Genomic DNA, 16,474 nt, shown 5'->3' with positions numbered 1-16,474 from the left:
TGGCAATGCGTGTGCCACGTGGCGTGCATGCGACGCAGTCGACCGGGTGCTGCCATGCGCCGGCGTGAGTTCCTCGCTGGCAGCGTCTGTGCCTCATCGCTGCTTGGCGTGCCCGCGTTGGTGTCTGGCGCGGCAGCCGCGCACACCCCACGTGTCGGCAATAGCGCCACGGCGCGCCCCATGCCGCAGGCATCGGCGACAGATGTCGGCGGCCAATGGCTGGATCTTGACCAGGGGTGGCGCTTCCATGCCGGCGATGTGCCGTTTCCGCACCTGCTGGAGCAGGATGAGACCTACGCCAATGCCAAGGCTGGCCGAGCCTGGGGCGCAGCGGCGCCGGACTTCGACGATACCGCCTGGCGACAGCTGCAATTGCCGCACGATTTTGTCGTCGAGCAACCTGTGCGCGCCGACGCCAACATCGCGCAAGGCTATCGTCCGCGCGGTATCGCCTGGTACCGACGCACGCTGCGGCTGGAAGAATCCGTGCGCGGCCAGGCGGTGGAACTGCATCTGGACGGTATCGCGAGCCATGCCACGGTGTGGGTCAATGGCATGCTGATGGCGCGGAGTTGGAGCGGCTATAACGGGTTGGTCATCGACCTCACACCGGTCGCACGCTACGGCAATGCAGTGAATAGCATCGCCATCCGCGTCGATGCCGAGGCCATGGATGGGTGGTGGTACGAAGGCGGCGGCATCTATCGGCATACCTGGCTGGTGCTGCGTGCGCCCCTGCATATCGCCGGCGACGGCTTGGCAGCGGTGCCGCGCGAAGGTCCAGGCGATGTCTGGCAGGTGCCGGTGCAGTTGGACCTTGTCAACAGCGGCGAACAGCCCGCTGACGCCTGGGTAGAGGTCGTCTTGCACGATGCGCATGGCGCCGTCGTGGCGCATGGCCAGACGCAACTGCGGCTCGCTGCCTTCGCCACTGCACAGGCGGCGATCAGCATCGCCGTGCCGCAGCCGCAGCGCTGGAGCGTGGAAACACCGGTGCTGTATCGCCTGCAAGCGGAGGTGCGCAGCGCAGACGGTCGCAGTGACCGTGCTGCGTGCGACGTCGGTTTTCGTAGCCTGCACTTCGATGCCGATCTTGGTTTTTTCCTCAATGGCCGTCCGCTCAAGATCAAGGGTGTCTGCCTGCACCAGGACCATGCCGGTGTCGGCGTGGCGCTGCCTGATGCGCTGCATGTCTTTCGTCTGCAGCGGTTGAAGTCGATGGGCTGCAATGCCATCCGTTTGCACCACGCAGTGGCGCCGGAACTGCTGCAGGCCTGCGACCGGCTCGGCATGTTGGTGATGGCCGAGAACCGCTTGTTCAATCCTGCGCCCGACTATGTGGCGCTGCTGCGCAACATGGTGCGGCGCCAGCGCAATCATCCCAGCGTGTTTCTGTGGTCGCTGCTCAACGAAGAGCCGCTGCAAGGCACCGCCACCGGTTACGCGATCATGGCGCGCGCCGCCAGCGCAGTGCGTGCGCTCGACGACACCCGCCCGATCACCGCCGGCATGAACGATGGCATGTTCGCCACCCGCGGCGCAGCCGATGTGGTGGACGTGCTCGGTTTCAACTATCGGCAGTACAACTACGACCGCGTGCATGCGGCACGTCCGCGCACGCCGATGCTGTCCAGCGAAGACACCAGCGCGTTTCAGACGCGTGGTGCGTGGTTCACCGATCTGGAGGCGCACGTGGTGGCCGAAGACGACAGCCTGGCCGCGGACTGGGGCAATACCCATCGCCGCGCCTGGCAGCTGATTGCCGAACGCCCGTTCGTCGCCGGCAGTTTCGTGTGGACTGGTTTCGATTATCGCGGCGAACCCACGCCGTTCGAATGGCCATCGGTCGGGTCGTTCTTCGGCATCATGGACCAATGCGGATTTGCCAAGGGCGCCTATTGGCTGCGCCGCGCGTTGTGGATCGACGATGCGCCGGTGCTGCACCTGTTGCCACACTGGAACTGGCCGGACCATGAAGGCCGGCCCATCAACGTAATGGCGTTCTGCAATGCCGAGCAGGTGGAGGTGTGGCTCAACGGCCGCTCGCTCGGAAAACAAGCGGTGGATCGTGCGCACTCGAATCAGTGGCAAGTGGACTATGCGGCGGGTGTGCTTGAAGCGGTGGCCTGGCGCGATGGACGCGAAGTAGCGCGCACGCGCGTGGAAACCACCGGCGCGCCGGTCGCGCTCAAACTCACCCCCGACCGCAGCGGACTACGCGGCGATGGTCGCGATGCACAACCGGTGACCTTGGAAGCGGTGGACGCGCAGGGGCGTCACGTGCCTGATTGCAATGCAGTGCTGACGCTACAGATCAGCGGTGGCCGGCTGCTGGGTGTCGGCAATGGCGACCCAAATGCGCATACGCCCGATCAACGCACGCAGGTGGCCCTGTTCAACGGTCTGGCGCAGGCAATCGTGCAGGCCGGGCGCGGCGCAGGCGTGTTACGACTACAGGCGCGTAGCCCGGGATTGCGCGATGCAGCGCTTGAGATCGGCTGTACGTCGGTGCCGCTGCCGGCGTCGGTGCCGATCGCGGCGCCGGTGATGGTGGTCGAAAGCTGGCGCCACACCGCTGCATTCGCGCAGCCGCCGGCGCCAGATCTCCCGCGCCGTCCCAACGACAACAACAGCTGGAGCAATACACTGCCCGGTACGCTGGAAAGCGCTCCCGAACGTGCCGGCCATGTGTTGTACCGCACCCACTTCACGCCCTGGCAGGGCGTGCAAACCCACGGCGGCCTGCTCGACCTGGGCCGCCTCAGCGGGCCGGCGCAGGTATTTCTGGACGGCCACGCGGTTGCCCAGGGAGCGGCAGGGACACCGATCACCGTGGCGCTTGCACCCGCGGCCGGCGAGCGCACGCTGGCGGTGATTCTGCAGGTCGCTGCCGATCAACCGTTTGGATTCCACGACGTCGTCACAGTGCATTATCGGAACTCGCCATGACCGCCTCACTGTTTTTTACGTCGTCGCCTGCGCGCCTGTTCGCCGTGGTGCTGGGTGCGTTGCTCGCCACTCCCGTCACCGTGCTGGCCGCACCGCCCGCGCAGGCGGTGCTGCAACGTCTGATCGGCACGCGTGCCGATCAGTTCGAGATGACCGTGGCGCCGCGCGGCGATGGCGCGGACTGGTATCGCATCGACGCAGGCGGCGGCACGGTGCGCATTGCCGGTTCTTCGCAGGTGGCCCTGGCGCGTGGCGCCTATGCGTATCTTGGTCAGGCCGGTGCGGCGTCGATGAGTTGGGAAGGCGATCGCGTGGCACTACCGGCGCAATGGCCGGCCTACAGCAGTGGCCAAGTACGCACGCCATTTGCCCACCGCGCCTACCTCAACACCTGCACTTACGGGTACACCACGCCGTTCTGGGATTGGCCGCGCTGGCAGCGGGAGATCGATTGGATGGCCTTGCATGGCATCGACATGCCGCTGGCGATGGAGGGTCAGGAAGCGATCTGGCAGGCGCTGTGGCGGGAGTTCGATGTCAGCGATGATGCATTGGCGGAGTATTTCTCCGGTCCGGCGTTCACACCCTGGCAGCGCATGGGCAATATCGAAGGCTATCGCGCGCCGCTGCCGCAACAATGGATCGACAGCAAACGCGTGCTGCAGAAGCAGATCTTGACGCGCATGCGCGAGCTGGGCATGCAGCCGGTGCTGCCGGCATTTGCCGGCTACGTGCCCAAGGCGTTCGCGCAGGCGCATCCGCATGCGCGCATCTACCGCATGCGCGCGTGGGAAGGCTTTCACGAAACCTATTGGCTGGATCCACGCGATCCGTTGTTTGCCAAGGTCGCGCGGCGGTTCCTGGAGCTGTACACGCAGGCCTATGGTGCAGGCGAGTTCTATCTGGCCGACGCCTTCAACGAGATGCTGCCGCCGGTGGCCGACGACGGGAGCGACGTGGTCGCCGCCAAGTACGGCGACAGCATCGCCAACTCCGATGCCGCACGCGCCAAGGCAGTACCGCCAGCGCAACGCGATGCACGCCTGGCCGAGTACGGGCAGGCGTTGTATCGCTCCATCGCGCAGGTGAATCCGCAAGCCACCTGGGTGATGCAGGGCTGGCTGTTCGGTGCCGACCGCGAGTTCTGGCAACCGCAGGCGATCGCTGCGTTTCTCGGCAAGGTACCCGACGCGCGATTGATGGTGCTGGACATCGGCAACGACCGCTATCCCGGCACCTGGAAGGCGGCGCAGGCCTTCGACAACAAGCAGTGGATCTATGGCTACGTGCACAACTACGGCGCCAGCAATCCGCTGTATGGCGATTTCGCGTTCTATCGGCAGGATCTGCAGGCCTTGCTGGCCGATCCGGACAAGCGCAATCTGCGCGGCTTTGGCGTGTTTCCGGAAGGGCTGCACAGCAACTCGGTGGTCTACGACTATCTCTACGCGCTGGCCTGGGAGGGCCCGCAGCAATCCTGGTCGCAATGGCTCACGCAATACACCCGCGCGCGCTACGGCCGCAGCGATGCGGCCTTGCTGCAGGCTTGGTCGGATCTGGAAGCGGGCATCTACCAGACCCGCTACTGGTCGCCGCGCTGGTGGAACAAGCGCGCCGGCGCGTATCTGCTGTTCAAGCGGCCGACCGCCGACATCGTCGGCTTCGACGACCGCCCCGGCGACCCGCAACGCCTGCGCCGCGCCATCGACGCGTTGCTGCAGCAGGCCGACCGTTATGCCGACGCGCCGCTCTACCGCTACGATCTGATCGAAGACGCGCGTCACTACCTGAGCCTGCAGGCGGACCGTCAATTGCAGGCGGTGGTGCAGGCCTACAACGCCGGCGACTTCGCGCGCGGCGATGCACAACTGGCGCGTACGAAACAACTTGTACAGGGGCTGGATGCGCTGGTCGGCGGTCAACACGAAACCTTGGCCGACTGGACCGGTCAGGCCGCCGCTGCGGCCGGCAACGACGCCGGATTGCGTCGCACCTATGTCGGCAATGCGCGTGCGCAGGTCAGTGTCTGGGGCGGCGACGGCAATCTTGCCGATTACGCGTCCAAGGCGTGGCAGGGCATGTACGCGGATTTCTATCTGCAGCGCTGGACGCGCTTTCTTGGCGCGTATCGTGCTGCACGTAAGGCCGGTACGCCGTTCGACGCGCCGGCAGTGGATAAGCAGCTTGCAGCATGGGAACGTCAATGGGCCGCGCAGGACGCGTTGCCGAAGCGTCAGCCACCGCGCGATCCACTGGGCTTGCTGCATACCTTGCTGATGCAGGTGGATGCAAGCGATCCAGCGCAAAGCGCTGCGCAGGGTCACGGGCAAGGCGAGCGGCAGGTGAGTGCCTACGGGGCCGTTCAAGGCGCCATGCGAGGCGCCGCTCAATGAATACGTCTGTATTGCACCTGGTGTTGATAGGTGAGCGCAGTTGCGTCGATGTAAGCGCCCAGGCCACGAGCAGTGCGTGCACATGCCGCATCCACCTCGACGACGTGGGCGAGGGAGTGCAATGAGCGCACCCACGCCCGCGGCTGCCACTGCAACCGCGCCACCAAAGCGCGAACGCTTCCTCTCGCTGGATGTGTTCCGCGGCCTGACCATCTTCCTGATGATTCTGGTCAACACCGCCGGGCCTGGCGCCCAGGCATACGCGCAGCTGACCCACGCGGCCTGGTTTGGCTTCACGTTGGCCGATCTGGTGTTTCCTTCGTTCCTGTTCGCCGTTGGTAGCGCGATGAGTTTTGCGCTGGCAACGAACACGCCACATCTGCAGTTCCTCGGACGCGTGAGCAAACGCGCTGCGTTGATCGTGCTGTGCGGTGTACTGATGTACTGGTTTCCATTTTTCCATCTGCAGCCCGATGGTGGATGGGCGTTTACGGCGGTCGATCAACTTCGTCTGACCGGTGTATTGCAGCGGATCGGCCTGTGCTATCTGGCCGCGGCATTACTGGTGCGCTATCTGCCGCCACGCGGCATTGCGCCCGCCTGCGTAGCACTGCTGTTGGGCTATTGGGCAGTGTTGTATGTCTTCGGCCAACCTGGCGCGGAGTTGAGCAAGACCGGCAATGCGGGCACCCGCCTGGATCTGTGGCTATACGGGCGCGAGCATCTGTATCGCAAGGACGGTGGCTTTGATCCTGAGGGCCTGCTCGGCACGCTGTCGGCCACGGTCAACGTGCTGGCCGGTTATCTGTGTGGGCGCTTCCTGCAGCGATACGGCAAGACCATTGCCAGTACGCGCACTTTATTACTGGCTGGCGTGGGCCTGGTGCTGCTGGCGCTGCTTTGGGCGCCCGCCTGGCCATTGTCGAAGAAACTCTGGAGCGGGTCGTTTGTCGCTTGCACGGTCGGCCTGGATCTACTGGCGCTGGGCGTCCTGGTGTACCTGCTGGAGTTGCGTGGCTGGATCGGCGGCAGCGGCTTGTTCACCGTGCTGGGGCGCAACCCGTTGGCGATCTACCTGTTCTCCGAATTGTTCGTGGTGGTGTTGCGGCTGATCCCGGCCGGCAGCTCCGGCCTGGACCTGTATGCCTGGGCCGGGACCCGCGTGTTCCAGACCATTGCGCCGGGTCCATTGGGTTCGCTGCTGTGCGCGCTGAGCTACACGCTGGTGTGCTGCGCCGTGGGTTGGTGGATGGATCGGCGGCGCTGGTATCTGCGGCTGTGACGGCACCGCCAACCCGGCGATGCGCCGGGTTGCAATGCGCTGACCCGCTCTGTCCACGCCTGCACGACGCCGACCAGACCGATGCGGTTTAAGCGTCGCGGCACCGCAGGGCACGCTGTCGCCCACGTTCGCGGTCATCCACGGCCTAGTGCGCGCGGGGCAAATTGGTACTATATTGGACCTAACAAATCCACGTCGGTCCGGAGGACGGGCAATGGCCAAACCGAGAACCAACGCCAGGACGGACGACGACCCCAGGATGGATGCGCTGGCGCTGGATGTTTCTGCGCCGACACCGCTGTATCTGCAATTGGCCGCCAAGCTCACCGACGCCATCCGTGGCGGTCAGTGGAAAGCCGGCGAGGCGCTGCCGGCCGAGCGCCAGCTGTGCGAGCGGCTGCAAATCTCGCGGGTCACCCTGCGCCAAGCGGTGGATGTGCTGGTCGAACAGGGCCTGGTCTCGCGCCGGCAGGGCGCCGGCACCTTCGTCACCACCCAGATCCAGCATCAACTCAGCGGCTTGACCAGCTTCAGCGAAACGCTGCGCATCAAGGGCTATGAGCCCGGCACGCGCTGGCTGGAGCGGCGGCTACGCCCGGCACATGGCGAAGAGATCTTGCGGCTGGGCTTGTCGCCGGATGCGGCGGTGGCCTCGCTGACGCGTCTGCGCAGTGCCGACGACCGCGTGATGGCCTACGAACATGCGGTATTGCCGCAACGCATCGTCGTCGACCCGCAGCAGATCGGCGATTCGCTCTATAGCTATCTGGATGCACAGGGCACGCCGGTGGTACGCGCGCTGCAGTACTTCCGCGCCATCAATTTGCCGGCGCGGTTGGCCGAACACCTGCGCATGAAAACCGGCGAGGCGATTCTGCACGTAGTGCGCGTGGGCTATGCGCGCGACGGCAGCGCGATCGAATTGACCGATACCTATTGCCATAACGATTTCTACGATTTCGTCGCCGAACTGCGCCGCTGACGCCGACGGCATTCCTTACGACAACCTATAGAGCCAGCCGATCCATGACTACCGCCAGGCCTGCAAATCCCGTTGTCTCGATCGCCATCGTCGGCGTGCTGTTTTTCATCATCGGCTTTTTCACCTGGATCAACGGGCCGCTGATCACCTTCGTGCGGCTGGCGTTCGACCTAAACGAGGTCAATGCCTTCCTGGTGCTGATGGTGTTCTACCTGTCGTACTTCTTTCTGGCCTTGCCTTCGTCGTGGATTCTCAAGCGCACCGGCATGAAGAAGGGCCTGGCGCTGAGTCTGGTGGTGATGGCCGTTGGCGCAGCAGGCTTTGGCCAGTTCGCGACGCAGCGCTGGTATCCGGGCGCGCTGGGCGGCCTGTTCGTGATCGGTAGCGGCCTGGCGCTGCTACAGACGGCGATCAACCCGTACATCAGCATTCTCGGGCCAATCGAAAGCGCCGCGCGCCGCATCGCCTTGATGGGCATCTGCAACAAGATCGCCGGCATCCTGGCGCCGATCCTGATCGGCTCGCTGGTGCTGCACGGCATCGGCGATCTGTCCGCGCAGGTGGCCAGTGCCGACGCGGCAACCAAGGAAACCCTGCTGACTGCGTTTGCTGCGCAAATCCACGCACCGTATCTGGTGATGTCCGGGGTGCTGTTGCTGCTGGCCATCGGCGTCCTGTTCTCGCCGCTGCCGGAGCTCAAGGCCTCCGAAGCCAATGCCACGCCGGGCACCAAGGCCGGCGTGCAGAAATCCAGCATCTTCCAGTTCCCGCATTTGTGGCTGGGCGTGCTGTGTCTGTTCGTCTATGTGGGCGTGGAAGTGATGGCTGGCGATGCCATCGGCACCTACGGCCACGGCTTCGATCTACCGCTGGACAGCACCAAGATTTTCACCTCCTACACGTTGGGCGCGATGTTGCTGGGCTATATCGCCGGCCTGGTGCTGATTCCGCGTGTGATCTCGCAGGCGCGCTACCTGAGCGTGTCGGCCGTGCTGGGCGTGCTGTTCTCGCTCGGTGCCTTGCTCACACACGGCTATGTGTCGGTGGGCTTCGTCGCTGCGCTGGGCTTTGCCAACGCGATGATGTGGCCGGCGATCTTTCCGCTGGCCATTCGCGGCCTCGGTCGCTTTACCGAGATCGGGTCGGCACTGCTGGTGATGGGCATTGCCGGCGGCGCGATCATTCCGCAGCTGTTCGCCATTCTCAAACAGCACTACGACTTCCAGGTGGTGTTCGCTGCGCTGATGGTGCCGTGCTATCTGTACATCCTGTTCTATTCGCTGCGCGGCCATCGCGTGGGCCTGCCGGCCCAGGCCAAGTGATCACGGCGGCATGATGCGTTCCGACGGACAAGGTACATCCATGCGCAGGCCCACCATCAAAGATGTCGCCGAACGCGCCAAGGTCTCGTTGAAGACCGTGTCGCGGGTGATCAACAACGAGCCGTCGGTGATGCAGGCCACACGTGCGCGCGTGCTGCGCGCCATCGCCGATCTCGACTACGAACCCGATCCGTCCGCGCGCAATCTGCGCAGCGGCACGCCGTTCGTGATCGGTCTGGTCTACGACAACCCCAACCCGTACCACATCATCGGCATCCAGAACGGCGTGCTGGCCGCGTGCCGCGAAACCGGCTTCGGCCTGCAGATCCATCCCTGCGATTCCACCTCGCCGTTGCTGGCCGAAGAACTGGCCGAATGGGTGCAGCGCTCGCGTCTGGCCGGCGTGGTGTTGACCGCGCCGATGTCCGAACGCCCCGAACTGCTCGCCGGCCTGGCGGCACGCGGCATCAAGAGCGTGCGCATCATCGCCTCGACCGATGATCCGGGCGACGGCCCGTGCGTGTATATCGACGACCGCGATGCCGCCTATGAAATCACCGAGCATCTGATCCAGCTCGGCCATCAACGCATCGGTTTCCTGTGGGGCGGCCCGCAGCATCGCTCCAGCGGCGAGCGCTATGCCGGCTACGAGGCGGCGTTGAAGGACTATGGCATTGCGCTGGACAAGCACCTGGTGATTCCCGGCGACTACACCTTCGACGATGGCTTCCGTGGCGCGCGTCGGTTGCTGTCGTTGCGCGAGCCGCCCACCGCCATCTTCGGCAGCAACGACGAAATCGCCGCCGGCGTGCTGGCCGCGGCCAAGTCCACCGGCATGAACGTGCCGTATGAGTTGTCGATCGCCGGCTTCGAAGACAGCCCGTTCTCGCGGCAGTCGTGGCCGGCATTGACCACCGCCAAGCAGGCCACCGACGACATCGCGCGGCATGCTGCACGCCTGTTGATCAGCCAGCTGCGTAGCGATGCCTACGACGACCAACCCGCGCAATTGCAGAACCGTGGCTTCGTGCCGCAACTGGTGGTGCGCGGCTCTACCGCGCCGGCGCCTGCGTCCACCGGCAAACTCCTTCCCCCCGAATCCGCCTGAGCCACGATGAGCCTTCCCACCGAAACCGACACCTTGATGTTCCGCGAAGCGGCGCAGACCGCCGATGTGGTTGCTGCACAGTTCGCGCGTAACGCCAGCACCATCGCTGCGCTTGCGCAATCGTTGCGTGATAACCCGCCGCCGTTCGTGGTGACCTGCGCGCGCGGCAGCTCCGATCACGCCGCGACCTATGCCAAATACCTGTTCGAGACGCAGCTCGGCATCGTCACCGCCTCCGCATCGCCATCGGTGGGCTCGGTGTACGCAGCGCCGCTGCAATTGCGTGGTGCGCTGTACATCGTGATTTCGCAATCGGGCAAAAGTCCCGATCTGCTGCGCAATGCCGAAGCCGCCAAGGCCGCCGGCGCGCGCGTGGTCGCCCTGGTCAATGTGGAAGATTCGCCGCTGGCGCAGCTGGCCGAGGTGGTGATTCCGCTGGGCGCCGGCCCGGAAAAAAGCGTGGCCGCCACCAAGAGCTATCTCGCCTCGCTGGCAGCAGTCCTGCAACTGGGCGCAGTGTGGAAGAACGACCCAACGTTGCTTGCCGCGCTCGATGCATTGCCGCAGCAGTTGCGCAGCGCTTGGCAGGCCGATTGGTCGGCACTCACCGCTGGCTTGGTGCCTGCACACAACCTGTTCGTGCTCGGCCGCGGCCTGGGCCTGGGCGCGGCGCAGGAAGCGGCATTGAAGTTCAAGGAAACCTGCGGCCTGCATGCCGAGGCCTATAGCTCGGCCGAGGTCAAACACGGGCCGATGGCCCTCGTGGGGCCGGGCTTCCCGGTGCTGGTGTTCGAGCAGCCTGACGAGACCGGTGCCGGCACCCGCGCACTGGCCGAAGAATTCCGCGCGCGGGGCGCGCAGGTGTGGCTGGCCGCACCCGGCGGCGATTTGCCGCTGGCAGAGGCCGCGCACCCGGCGTGTGCGCCGCTGCTGACCGTGCAGAGCTTCTATCGTGCGATCAACGCACTGGCGCTGCAGCGCGGCAACAATCCCGATCTTCCGCCGCACTTGAACAAGGTCACGGAAACCGTTTGAACATGGATGCTTCCCGCACTCAGGCATTGTGCAATGCGCGCGTACTCACCGATGACGGCCTGCAGGATGGCCTGGTCGTGCTGCTGGACGGTGCGCAGATCCAGGCGATCGTGCCGGCCGACGACGTACGCGTTGCGCAGGCCGCAATGCGCGTGGATCTGGGCGGCGCGACCTTGCTGCCTGGCTTCATCGACATCCAGGTCAATGGCGGCGGCGGGGTGCTGTTCAACAATGCGCGCGACCCGCAGGCGCTGGCCACGATTGCCGCGGCGCATCGCCGCTTCGGCACGACGGGCATGCTGCCGACGCTGATCAGCGACACCGCGCAGGTGATGGCCGAAGCGATCGAGGCCACCCGCGCAGCCATCGCGCAAGGTGTCCCCGGCGTGCTCGGCATCCATCTGGAAGGCCCGTACCTCAGTCCTGCACGCAAGGGCACGCATGACGAACACAAGTTTCGGTTGCCGGACGCGCACGAGATTGCCGTCGACACGTCGCTGGACAACGGCATCACCTTGATCACGCTCGCACCCGAGCGCGTGCCGCTGGACGCTATTCGTGCCTTCGTTGCCGGCGGCGCGATCGTGTTCGCAGGTCACACCGCGGCGACCTACGAGCAGGCACGCGACGGCATCGCTGCCGGGGTGAGCGGATTTACGCACGTGTACAACGCGATGTCGCAGCTGGCCGGGCGCGAGCCCAACGCCGTCGGCGCCGCGTTGGAAAACCCGCAGGTGTGGTGTGGGGTCATCGTCGATGGCGTGCACGTGCATCCGGCCAGCCTGCGTGTGGCGCTGGCGGCCAAACCGCGCGGCAAGGTGCTGCTGGTCACCGATGCCATGCCGATGGTCGGCGCCGACAGCCCCAGCTTCGATCTGTATGGCCAAAGCATCACTGCTGTCGATGGGGTGGTCCGCAATGCGGACGGCGCGCTCGCAGGGTCGGCATTGGACATGGCCACGGCGGTGCGCAACAGCGTGCGCTTGCTGGGCGTGGACTTGTCTGAAGCCGCGCGCATGGCCTCGACGTATCCGGCGCAATGCATCGGCCTTGGCGAACGTCTCGGCCGCATCGCGCCAGGCTACCAGGCCGACCTAGTGCTGGTGGATGCCGACGTGCAGGTGCTGGGCACCTGGATCGCTGGGCAGCGCGACTAAGAGCAGCTAGCAAACCTACTGCGCAGCCGCCAGGCGGGCGCGGCCGGTGCTCGGAATCGGCATGTACCACGCGTACACTCCGGTTCCTGCGCGCCGTCCGCGCCCACCTGACGGCTGCTCGCTACGTTTTGTTAGCCGCTCTAAATCCGAAGGACGGACAGCTGCGCGCGCTGGCAGGCGACGCAGCCGTCGCGTACGAGCTCGCTGTCGCTCGCTCTGGTCAGTGCACCCAACACGTGGTCATAGAGCATGGACGTGCTCGGCGACGTGCTTGCTGGCGATCATGATGGTGCCGGATCAAGGAGCCGCGCGCGCCCATATCCGCCGCTATTGTTCGGACTGCACTGAGGTCGGTGCTGCCGCCGATACCGCCAATGCTGAGAAGGTGGTGCGCTGGCGGCGCGCGGCGGCGGTGATGGTGCATGCCTGCTCGTGCTGCTCCGATGCCGGAGCGCTCGGCCTGGACAACGGAGATCGGCATCCCGACTCCGCCCTTTGCACGTTACGGTCCGCTGGGTCTGGACTTCCTTGCTGCGGAGCGTTGCGGGCTGCGGCGCGATGGACTGGTGCGCCACTGAGACGGCACGACCGATCCGCTGCCGGTGCGGGGGTCGTGATGCGGTGGCGGGAGCGCCTGCATGGTCATACCGACCGGTCGTGCATGCTCGTCCATATGCAGGGTCACCGCCTTGGCTGTGGCCAGTTGCTCGGCCAGCGCCTGGCTCGCGCCAAGGGAACGGGCGATCTCGCTGCGCTCCACATTCTTCAACGCCGTACGGCGCTCCTCACCGCTGAAGCGGAGGCGGTTGTATTCGGCCCATCCGATCAGCAACGCGGGACAGCAGATCAGCAGGCCCGGTAGCGCCACGACCATGAACGGGTCCAGGTATCGATCCTGTCCGTGCGCTTGCGCCCAGGTCAGTCGTCCGTTCAACAGTTCCCAGAGCGTGGATGCCAGCGGTGCCCACAGCGAGAGATAGAAGCCCCAGCCGGCCAGGGTCAGAATGCTCCAGGCGACACGTTGCAGAAGCGACTGCTGATGCGGTTTCCGTATCAGGTGCGAATTGAAGCGCTCCGTTTCAGGCTTGGTCGCGTCCGTGTGGGGGGCTTTCATCGGATTCCCCGGTCTGGGCTGACCCAGATTGCGCGCTTGCCGCGGCGCTTGAGCAGGGTCTTGGGCAAGGCGACCACCGTCGTGCACAGGCTGAGCAACCAGTATGCGATCGGGTACCAGATCACCCAGAAATAGTTGCGGCCGATTCGTTTTTCGTAGCGACGGTCGATGATCAGGCTGCTGGCGAACTGCAACAGGCAGACCAGCACCATGGCCGCCCCGTGCCATTGCGGCAGCAGTCCGTGGATGCTTACCGCTGTCGGCAGCGCAAAGAACTGGCGTGGCGCCCACAGGACCGCGATCAACACGATGCTGTAAGCCCACAGGACGCTCAGGATGTATTCCAGCAGCACGCCCCACATGCGTCGTTTGCGCCAACTGAACAGGGAGCGGCCATGGCGCAGCAGCACCTCCACGCCTCCCTGGGCCCAGCGCAGGCGCTGCCGCCACAAGCCCTTGAGGGTTTCCGGCATCAGGATGAAGCACAGCGCATTGGGCTCGTAACGGATGTCCCAGTGATCCAGCTGCAAGCGCCAGCTGATGTCGATGTCCTCGGTCATCATGTCGTCGGCCCAGTAGCCGATGCGGTGCAGCGCGGTGCGACGGAATCCCGCGATCACGCCCGACACGGTGAAAATGCGGCCGTAGACGCGTTGCGCGCGCTTGATCATGCCGATGATCGAGGAGAACTCGGCCACCTGCAGCCGGCCTAGCAGGGTCGAGCGATTGCGGATGCGTGGATTGCCTGTCACCGCGCCCACTCGTGGACCGCTGGACAGGTGCCAGACCATCCAGTGCATGGCGAATTCTTCCAGCATCGCATCGCCATCGATGCAGATCAGGTACTCCGAGCGCGCTGCCAGCGCGCCCATGCGCAGCGCGTTGGCCTTGCCCAGGTTGCGGTCCAAGTGGATCACGCGCAGACGCGGATGCCGTGCCGCCAGTATGTCCAGGCGCGGGCCGGTATCGTCGCGGCTGCCATCGTTGATGGCGATCACCTCGAAGTCCGGGTAGCGCTGGGCCAGTGCGCTGCCGATGGTGTCGTCCAGATTGTCCGATTCGTTATGGCAGGGAATCAGCAGGCTGGCGGACGGGTACTGGCCCATTGGTGGTGGGTCGTTGCGTGGCCGCGACTTCCGTTCGCGTCGGAAGAAGTAGTACAGGCCGCCGGAGATCCAGAAGAACGCCATCATGATCGGATAGAAGAAGGCGAACTGGAACAGGCCGTACAGCCATGCGGACGTGTCCATGTCACTTGTCCGGGTAAGGGAAGTTGCGTGCGGACATCGCCGCGCGTGCGTCCTCCGTCGACGGCCTGTTGCCGATGAAGTCATCCGGATACCACGCAAAATGGCGCACGCCCTGTGACTGCAGGCGGTGGATCTGCGCGATCAGGCGCTCGCCGCTGATCGGCGTCTGGGTGTGCCAGTCCACCGTCTGCAGTTCGAACAGGGTGTGTTTCATTTCCGGGTCTTGCGCGCGGACCGCCGCGACCAGCGTGTCCAGCCAGTGCTCCGGGTCTTTGCTGCCTTCCATCCACGGCATGGCCATCAGGGCGGTACGGTCATAGGCCCGGTTGAACAGATCCAGGCGTTGGGCGAACCAGGCGGCGCTCTGCGGTTGCAGGACCGGTTGTGCGTAAAGATTGCGCACCGTGCCCAGCTTCGGCCGCCAGCGTTGCGCGCTGTCGCGCAGTTCCATGGTGAAGTCGATCAGCGCCTGGGTGCGGAGACCGTCGTGGCCTTCCGGCGGCAACTGCGGTAATTCTGTGTCGCGCAGGTAGCCATCGTCATGGAACAAGATACCCTCCATGTACGAGTTGATGGCGAGGTCTTCGTAGATGTCCTTGATGATCTGTCGCGCCTGCGGATTGGTGAAATCCAGGCGGTACATGCCGTCGCGTTCGGTACTGTGGATGCGCAGCGCCTCGCGTTGCTTCAGGTCGGGCAGTTCATAGCCCAGTACCGGCAGCCAGGCGTAGACCTTCACTCCGGCACGGGTCTTCAACTGCCAGGCGACGCGATTGAACAGATCCTCGCGCATCGGCATGTGCCGGTTGGGGAAGTACAGCGCACTGGCGGTGTTGTTACCGTCCGGATCGGCGAAGGCCTGCAGATAGACGTGGGTCGGGCCGATGCGTTTGACCCTGTCGATCAGCGTGTCCAGGTTGCGGGCCTGCTGCGCCGGATCGCTGTCGTAGAGCGAATCGAGATCGATCTGCAGCGCGCGGGTTCCATCCAGTGCAGGGTTGCGACGTAGTTCGAACGCCAGTCCTGTCACGGTCGGATTGTTGGTCACCAGCAGGCGCGCCAGGCCATGCAGGTCGTGAGTGACCGGCGTGCTACGGCCTTCCAGATCGAAGGAGACCGGCATGCCGAGTTGCTCGGCGATGTCGTTGCTCATCTGATTGTAGGCCGCATATGGCCACACGATCGCCCGTGGGCGCACGCCCAGCTCATGCTCGATGCGTTGCACGCTGCGGCCGAGGTCCTGGCGCAGGCGCTCGGCATATTGCCCGACGTCCTCGTAACGTTGTGTCGTGGGGTCGTAGATCCGGGTATTCACCGCCGGGGCCTGGTTACCGTACGGATTGGACTGCACGCCGTGATGCAGGTTGTCGGTATGGCTGGCCACTTCGATCAGGCCGCTGGCCCGCATCTCGCGCAATTGGTCCCAGGTGAGGAAATCGTCGTGGCCGAACGGGCGGTAGCCATAGTCGATGGTGCGATCAGGCGCCATGTCCACGTAGTCGGTGATCACCGCCACCAGCGCCGGATAGTGATAGGCGCGCAGTAGCGGATAGACGCGGGTGTACATGCTGCGCAGTCCGTCGTCGAAGGTGAGCAGCACCGCTCGCGGCGGCAGTGTGGCTTTGCCCTGCGAGGCCTTGATCAGTTGCGAGAGCGAAATGGGGTGGTAGTCGTGCGCCGACAGCCAGTCCAGGTGCGCGGCGAAGTTCTGGGTGCTGACTGCGTAGGCATCGGCATCGGCCTTCTCGCGCACATCGTCGCGGATGTCGTGGTAGCTCAGGACCAGCAGGCCATTGTCGACGGCATCCGGGTCGACCGGCGACTTGGCCTGCACGGGCAGGATCGACATCAGCACACCCAACACAAGTACGCGCATCAGATT

Annotated in this window: 11 protein-coding genes and 1 other RNA gene; 9 read left to right on the top strand and 3 right to left on the bottom strand. The window is 65.0% G+C overall.

The genetic code is table 11. The features are described from left to right. Positions 1-54 precede the first annotated feature (54 nt). From galA to XpruCFBP8353_RS07785, 9 genes are all read left to right on the top strand, one after another. Positions 55-2,949, top strand: a complete 2,895-nt coding sequence (gene galA / locus XpruCFBP8353_RS07825) for a beta-galactosidase GalA (RefSeq protein WP_101362725.1) — start codon at positions 55-57, stop codon at positions 2,947-2,949. Continuing rightward, on the top strand, positions 2,946-5,342 hold the full coding sequence (locus XpruCFBP8353_RS07820) for an alpha-N-acetylglucosaminidase (RefSeq protein WP_101362724.1): 2,397 nt from the start codon (positions 2,946-2,948) through the stop codon (positions 5,340-5,342). The genes galA and XpruCFBP8353_RS07820 overlap by 4 nt, the downstream gene beginning before the upstream one ends. A gap of 121 nt (positions 5,343-5,463) precedes the next feature. Further along, positions 5,464-6,624: an acyltransferase family protein gene (locus XpruCFBP8353_RS07815; RefSeq protein WP_101362723.1), complete on the top strand. Its 1,161-nt coding sequence runs from the start codon at positions 5,464-5,466 to the stop codon at positions 6,622-6,624. A 259-nt stretch (positions 6,625-6,883) separates the two neighbouring features. Further along, a complete protein-coding gene (locus tag XpruCFBP8353_RS07810; RefSeq protein WP_162301007.1) occupies positions 6,884-7,606 on the top strand; it encodes a GntR family transcriptional regulator in 723 nt (240 codons plus the stop codon). A 44-nt stretch (positions 7,607-7,650) separates the two neighbouring features. Continuing rightward, complete coding sequence (locus XpruCFBP8353_RS07805; protein WP_101362721.1) at positions 7,651-8,928, top strand: sugar MFS transporter; 1,278 nt, start codon at positions 7,651-7,653, stop codon at positions 8,926-8,928. A gap of 40 nt (positions 8,929-8,968) precedes the next feature. Continuing rightward, complete coding sequence (locus tag XpruCFBP8353_RS07800; protein WP_101362720.1) at positions 8,969-10,036, top strand: LacI family DNA-binding transcriptional regulator; 1,068 nt, start codon at positions 8,969-8,971, stop codon at positions 10,034-10,036. A gap of 6 nt (positions 10,037-10,042) precedes the next feature. Further along, positions 10,043-11,071 (top strand): SIS domain-containing protein, encoded by a 1,029-nt coding sequence (locus XpruCFBP8353_RS07795; protein WP_101362719.1) that lies wholly within the window; start codon positions 10,043-10,045, stop codon positions 11,069-11,071. Positions 11,072-11,073: 2 nt separating this feature from the next. Continuing rightward, a complete protein-coding gene (gene nagA, locus XpruCFBP8353_RS07790) occupies positions 11,074-12,228 on the top strand; it encodes an N-acetylglucosamine-6-phosphate deacetylase (RefSeq protein ID WP_101362718.1) in 1,155 nt (384 codons plus the stop codon). 61 nt (positions 12,229-12,289) lie between these two features. Next, positions 12,290-12,365, top strand: a non-coding RNA gene (locus XpruCFBP8353_RS07785) — sX9 sRNA. A gap of 365 nt (positions 12,366-12,730) precedes the next feature. On the opposite strand, the gene pgaD is transcribed toward XpruCFBP8353_RS07785, so the two are convergent. The 3 genes from pgaD to pgaB are packed head-to-tail and all read right to left on the bottom strand — an operon-like array spanning position 12,731 to position 16,441. Next, entirely contained in the window at positions 12,731-13,342 is a 612-nt protein-coding gene (gene pgaD / locus XpruCFBP8353_RS07780) for a poly-beta-1,6-N-acetyl-D-glucosamine biosynthesis protein PgaD (RefSeq protein ID WP_101362717.1), read from the bottom strand. Continuing rightward, positions 13,339-14,592, bottom strand: a complete 1,254-nt coding sequence (gene pgaC, locus XpruCFBP8353_RS07775) for a poly-beta-1,6-N-acetyl-D-glucosamine synthase (protein ID WP_101362716.1) — start codon at positions 14,590-14,592, stop codon at positions 13,339-13,341. Before pgaC ends, pgaD begins: the two co-directional genes overlap by 4 nt. Before the next feature lies 1 nt (position 14,593). Further along, positions 14,594-16,441, bottom strand: a complete 1,848-nt coding sequence (gene pgaB / locus XpruCFBP8353_RS07770; protein WP_407071309.1) for a poly-beta-1,6-N-acetyl-D-glucosamine N-deacetylase PgaB — start codon at positions 16,439-16,441, stop codon at positions 14,594-14,596. Positions 16,442-16,474: the final 33 nt, after the last annotated feature.

The organism is Xanthomonas prunicola, assembly GCF_002846205.1.
Taxonomy (GTDB): Bacteria; Pseudomonadota; Gammaproteobacteria; order Xanthomonadales; family Xanthomonadaceae; genus Xanthomonas; species Xanthomonas prunicola.
Note: the sequence above shows the minus strand (reverse complement) of the source record. Positions and strands in the feature narration are given on the sequence as shown.

Excerpts from the sequence above, each read along its gene's own strand:
- XpruCFBP8353_RS07795 (WP_101362719.1), top strand. The coding sequence starts at position 10,043 with ATGAGCCTTCCCACCGAAACCGACACCTTGATGTTCCGCGAAGCGGCG.
- nagA (WP_101362718.1), top strand. The coding sequence starts at position 11,074 with ATGGATGCTTCCCGCACTCAGGCATTGTGCAATGCGCGCGTACTCACC.
- XpruCFBP8353_RS07800 (WP_101362720.1), top strand. The coding sequence starts at position 8,969 with ATGCGCAGGCCCACCATCAAAGATGTCGCCGAACGCGCCAAGGTCTCG.
- XpruCFBP8353_RS07805 (WP_101362721.1), top strand. The coding sequence starts at position 7,651 with ATGACTACCGCCAGGCCTGCAAATCCCGTTGTCTCGATCGCCATCGTC.
- galA (WP_101362725.1), top strand. The coding sequence starts at position 55 with ATGCGCCGGCGTGAGTTCCTCGCTGGCAGCGTCTGTGCCTCATCGCTG.
- XpruCFBP8353_RS07815 (WP_101362723.1), top strand. The coding sequence starts at position 5,464 with ATGAGCGCACCCACGCCCGCGGCTGCCACTGCAACCGCGCCACCAAAG.
- pgaD (WP_101362717.1), bottom strand. The coding sequence starts at position 13,342 with ATGAAAGCCCCCCACACGGACGCGACCAAGCCTGAAACGGAGCGCTTC.
- pgaC (WP_101362716.1), bottom strand. The coding sequence starts at position 14,592 with ATGGACACGTCCGCATGGCTGTACGGCCTGTTCCAGTTCGCCTTCTTC.
- pgaB (WP_407071309.1), bottom strand. The coding sequence starts at position 16,441 with ATGTCGATCCTGCCCGTGCAGGCCAAGTCGCCGGTCGACCCGGATGCC.
- XpruCFBP8353_RS07820 (WP_101362724.1), top strand. The coding sequence starts at position 2,946 with ATGACCGCCTCACTGTTTTTTACGTCGTCGCCTGCGCGCCTGTTCGCC.
- XpruCFBP8353_RS07810 (WP_162301007.1), top strand. The coding sequence starts at position 6,884 with ATGGATGCGCTGGCGCTGGATGTTTCTGCGCCGACACCGCTGTATCTG.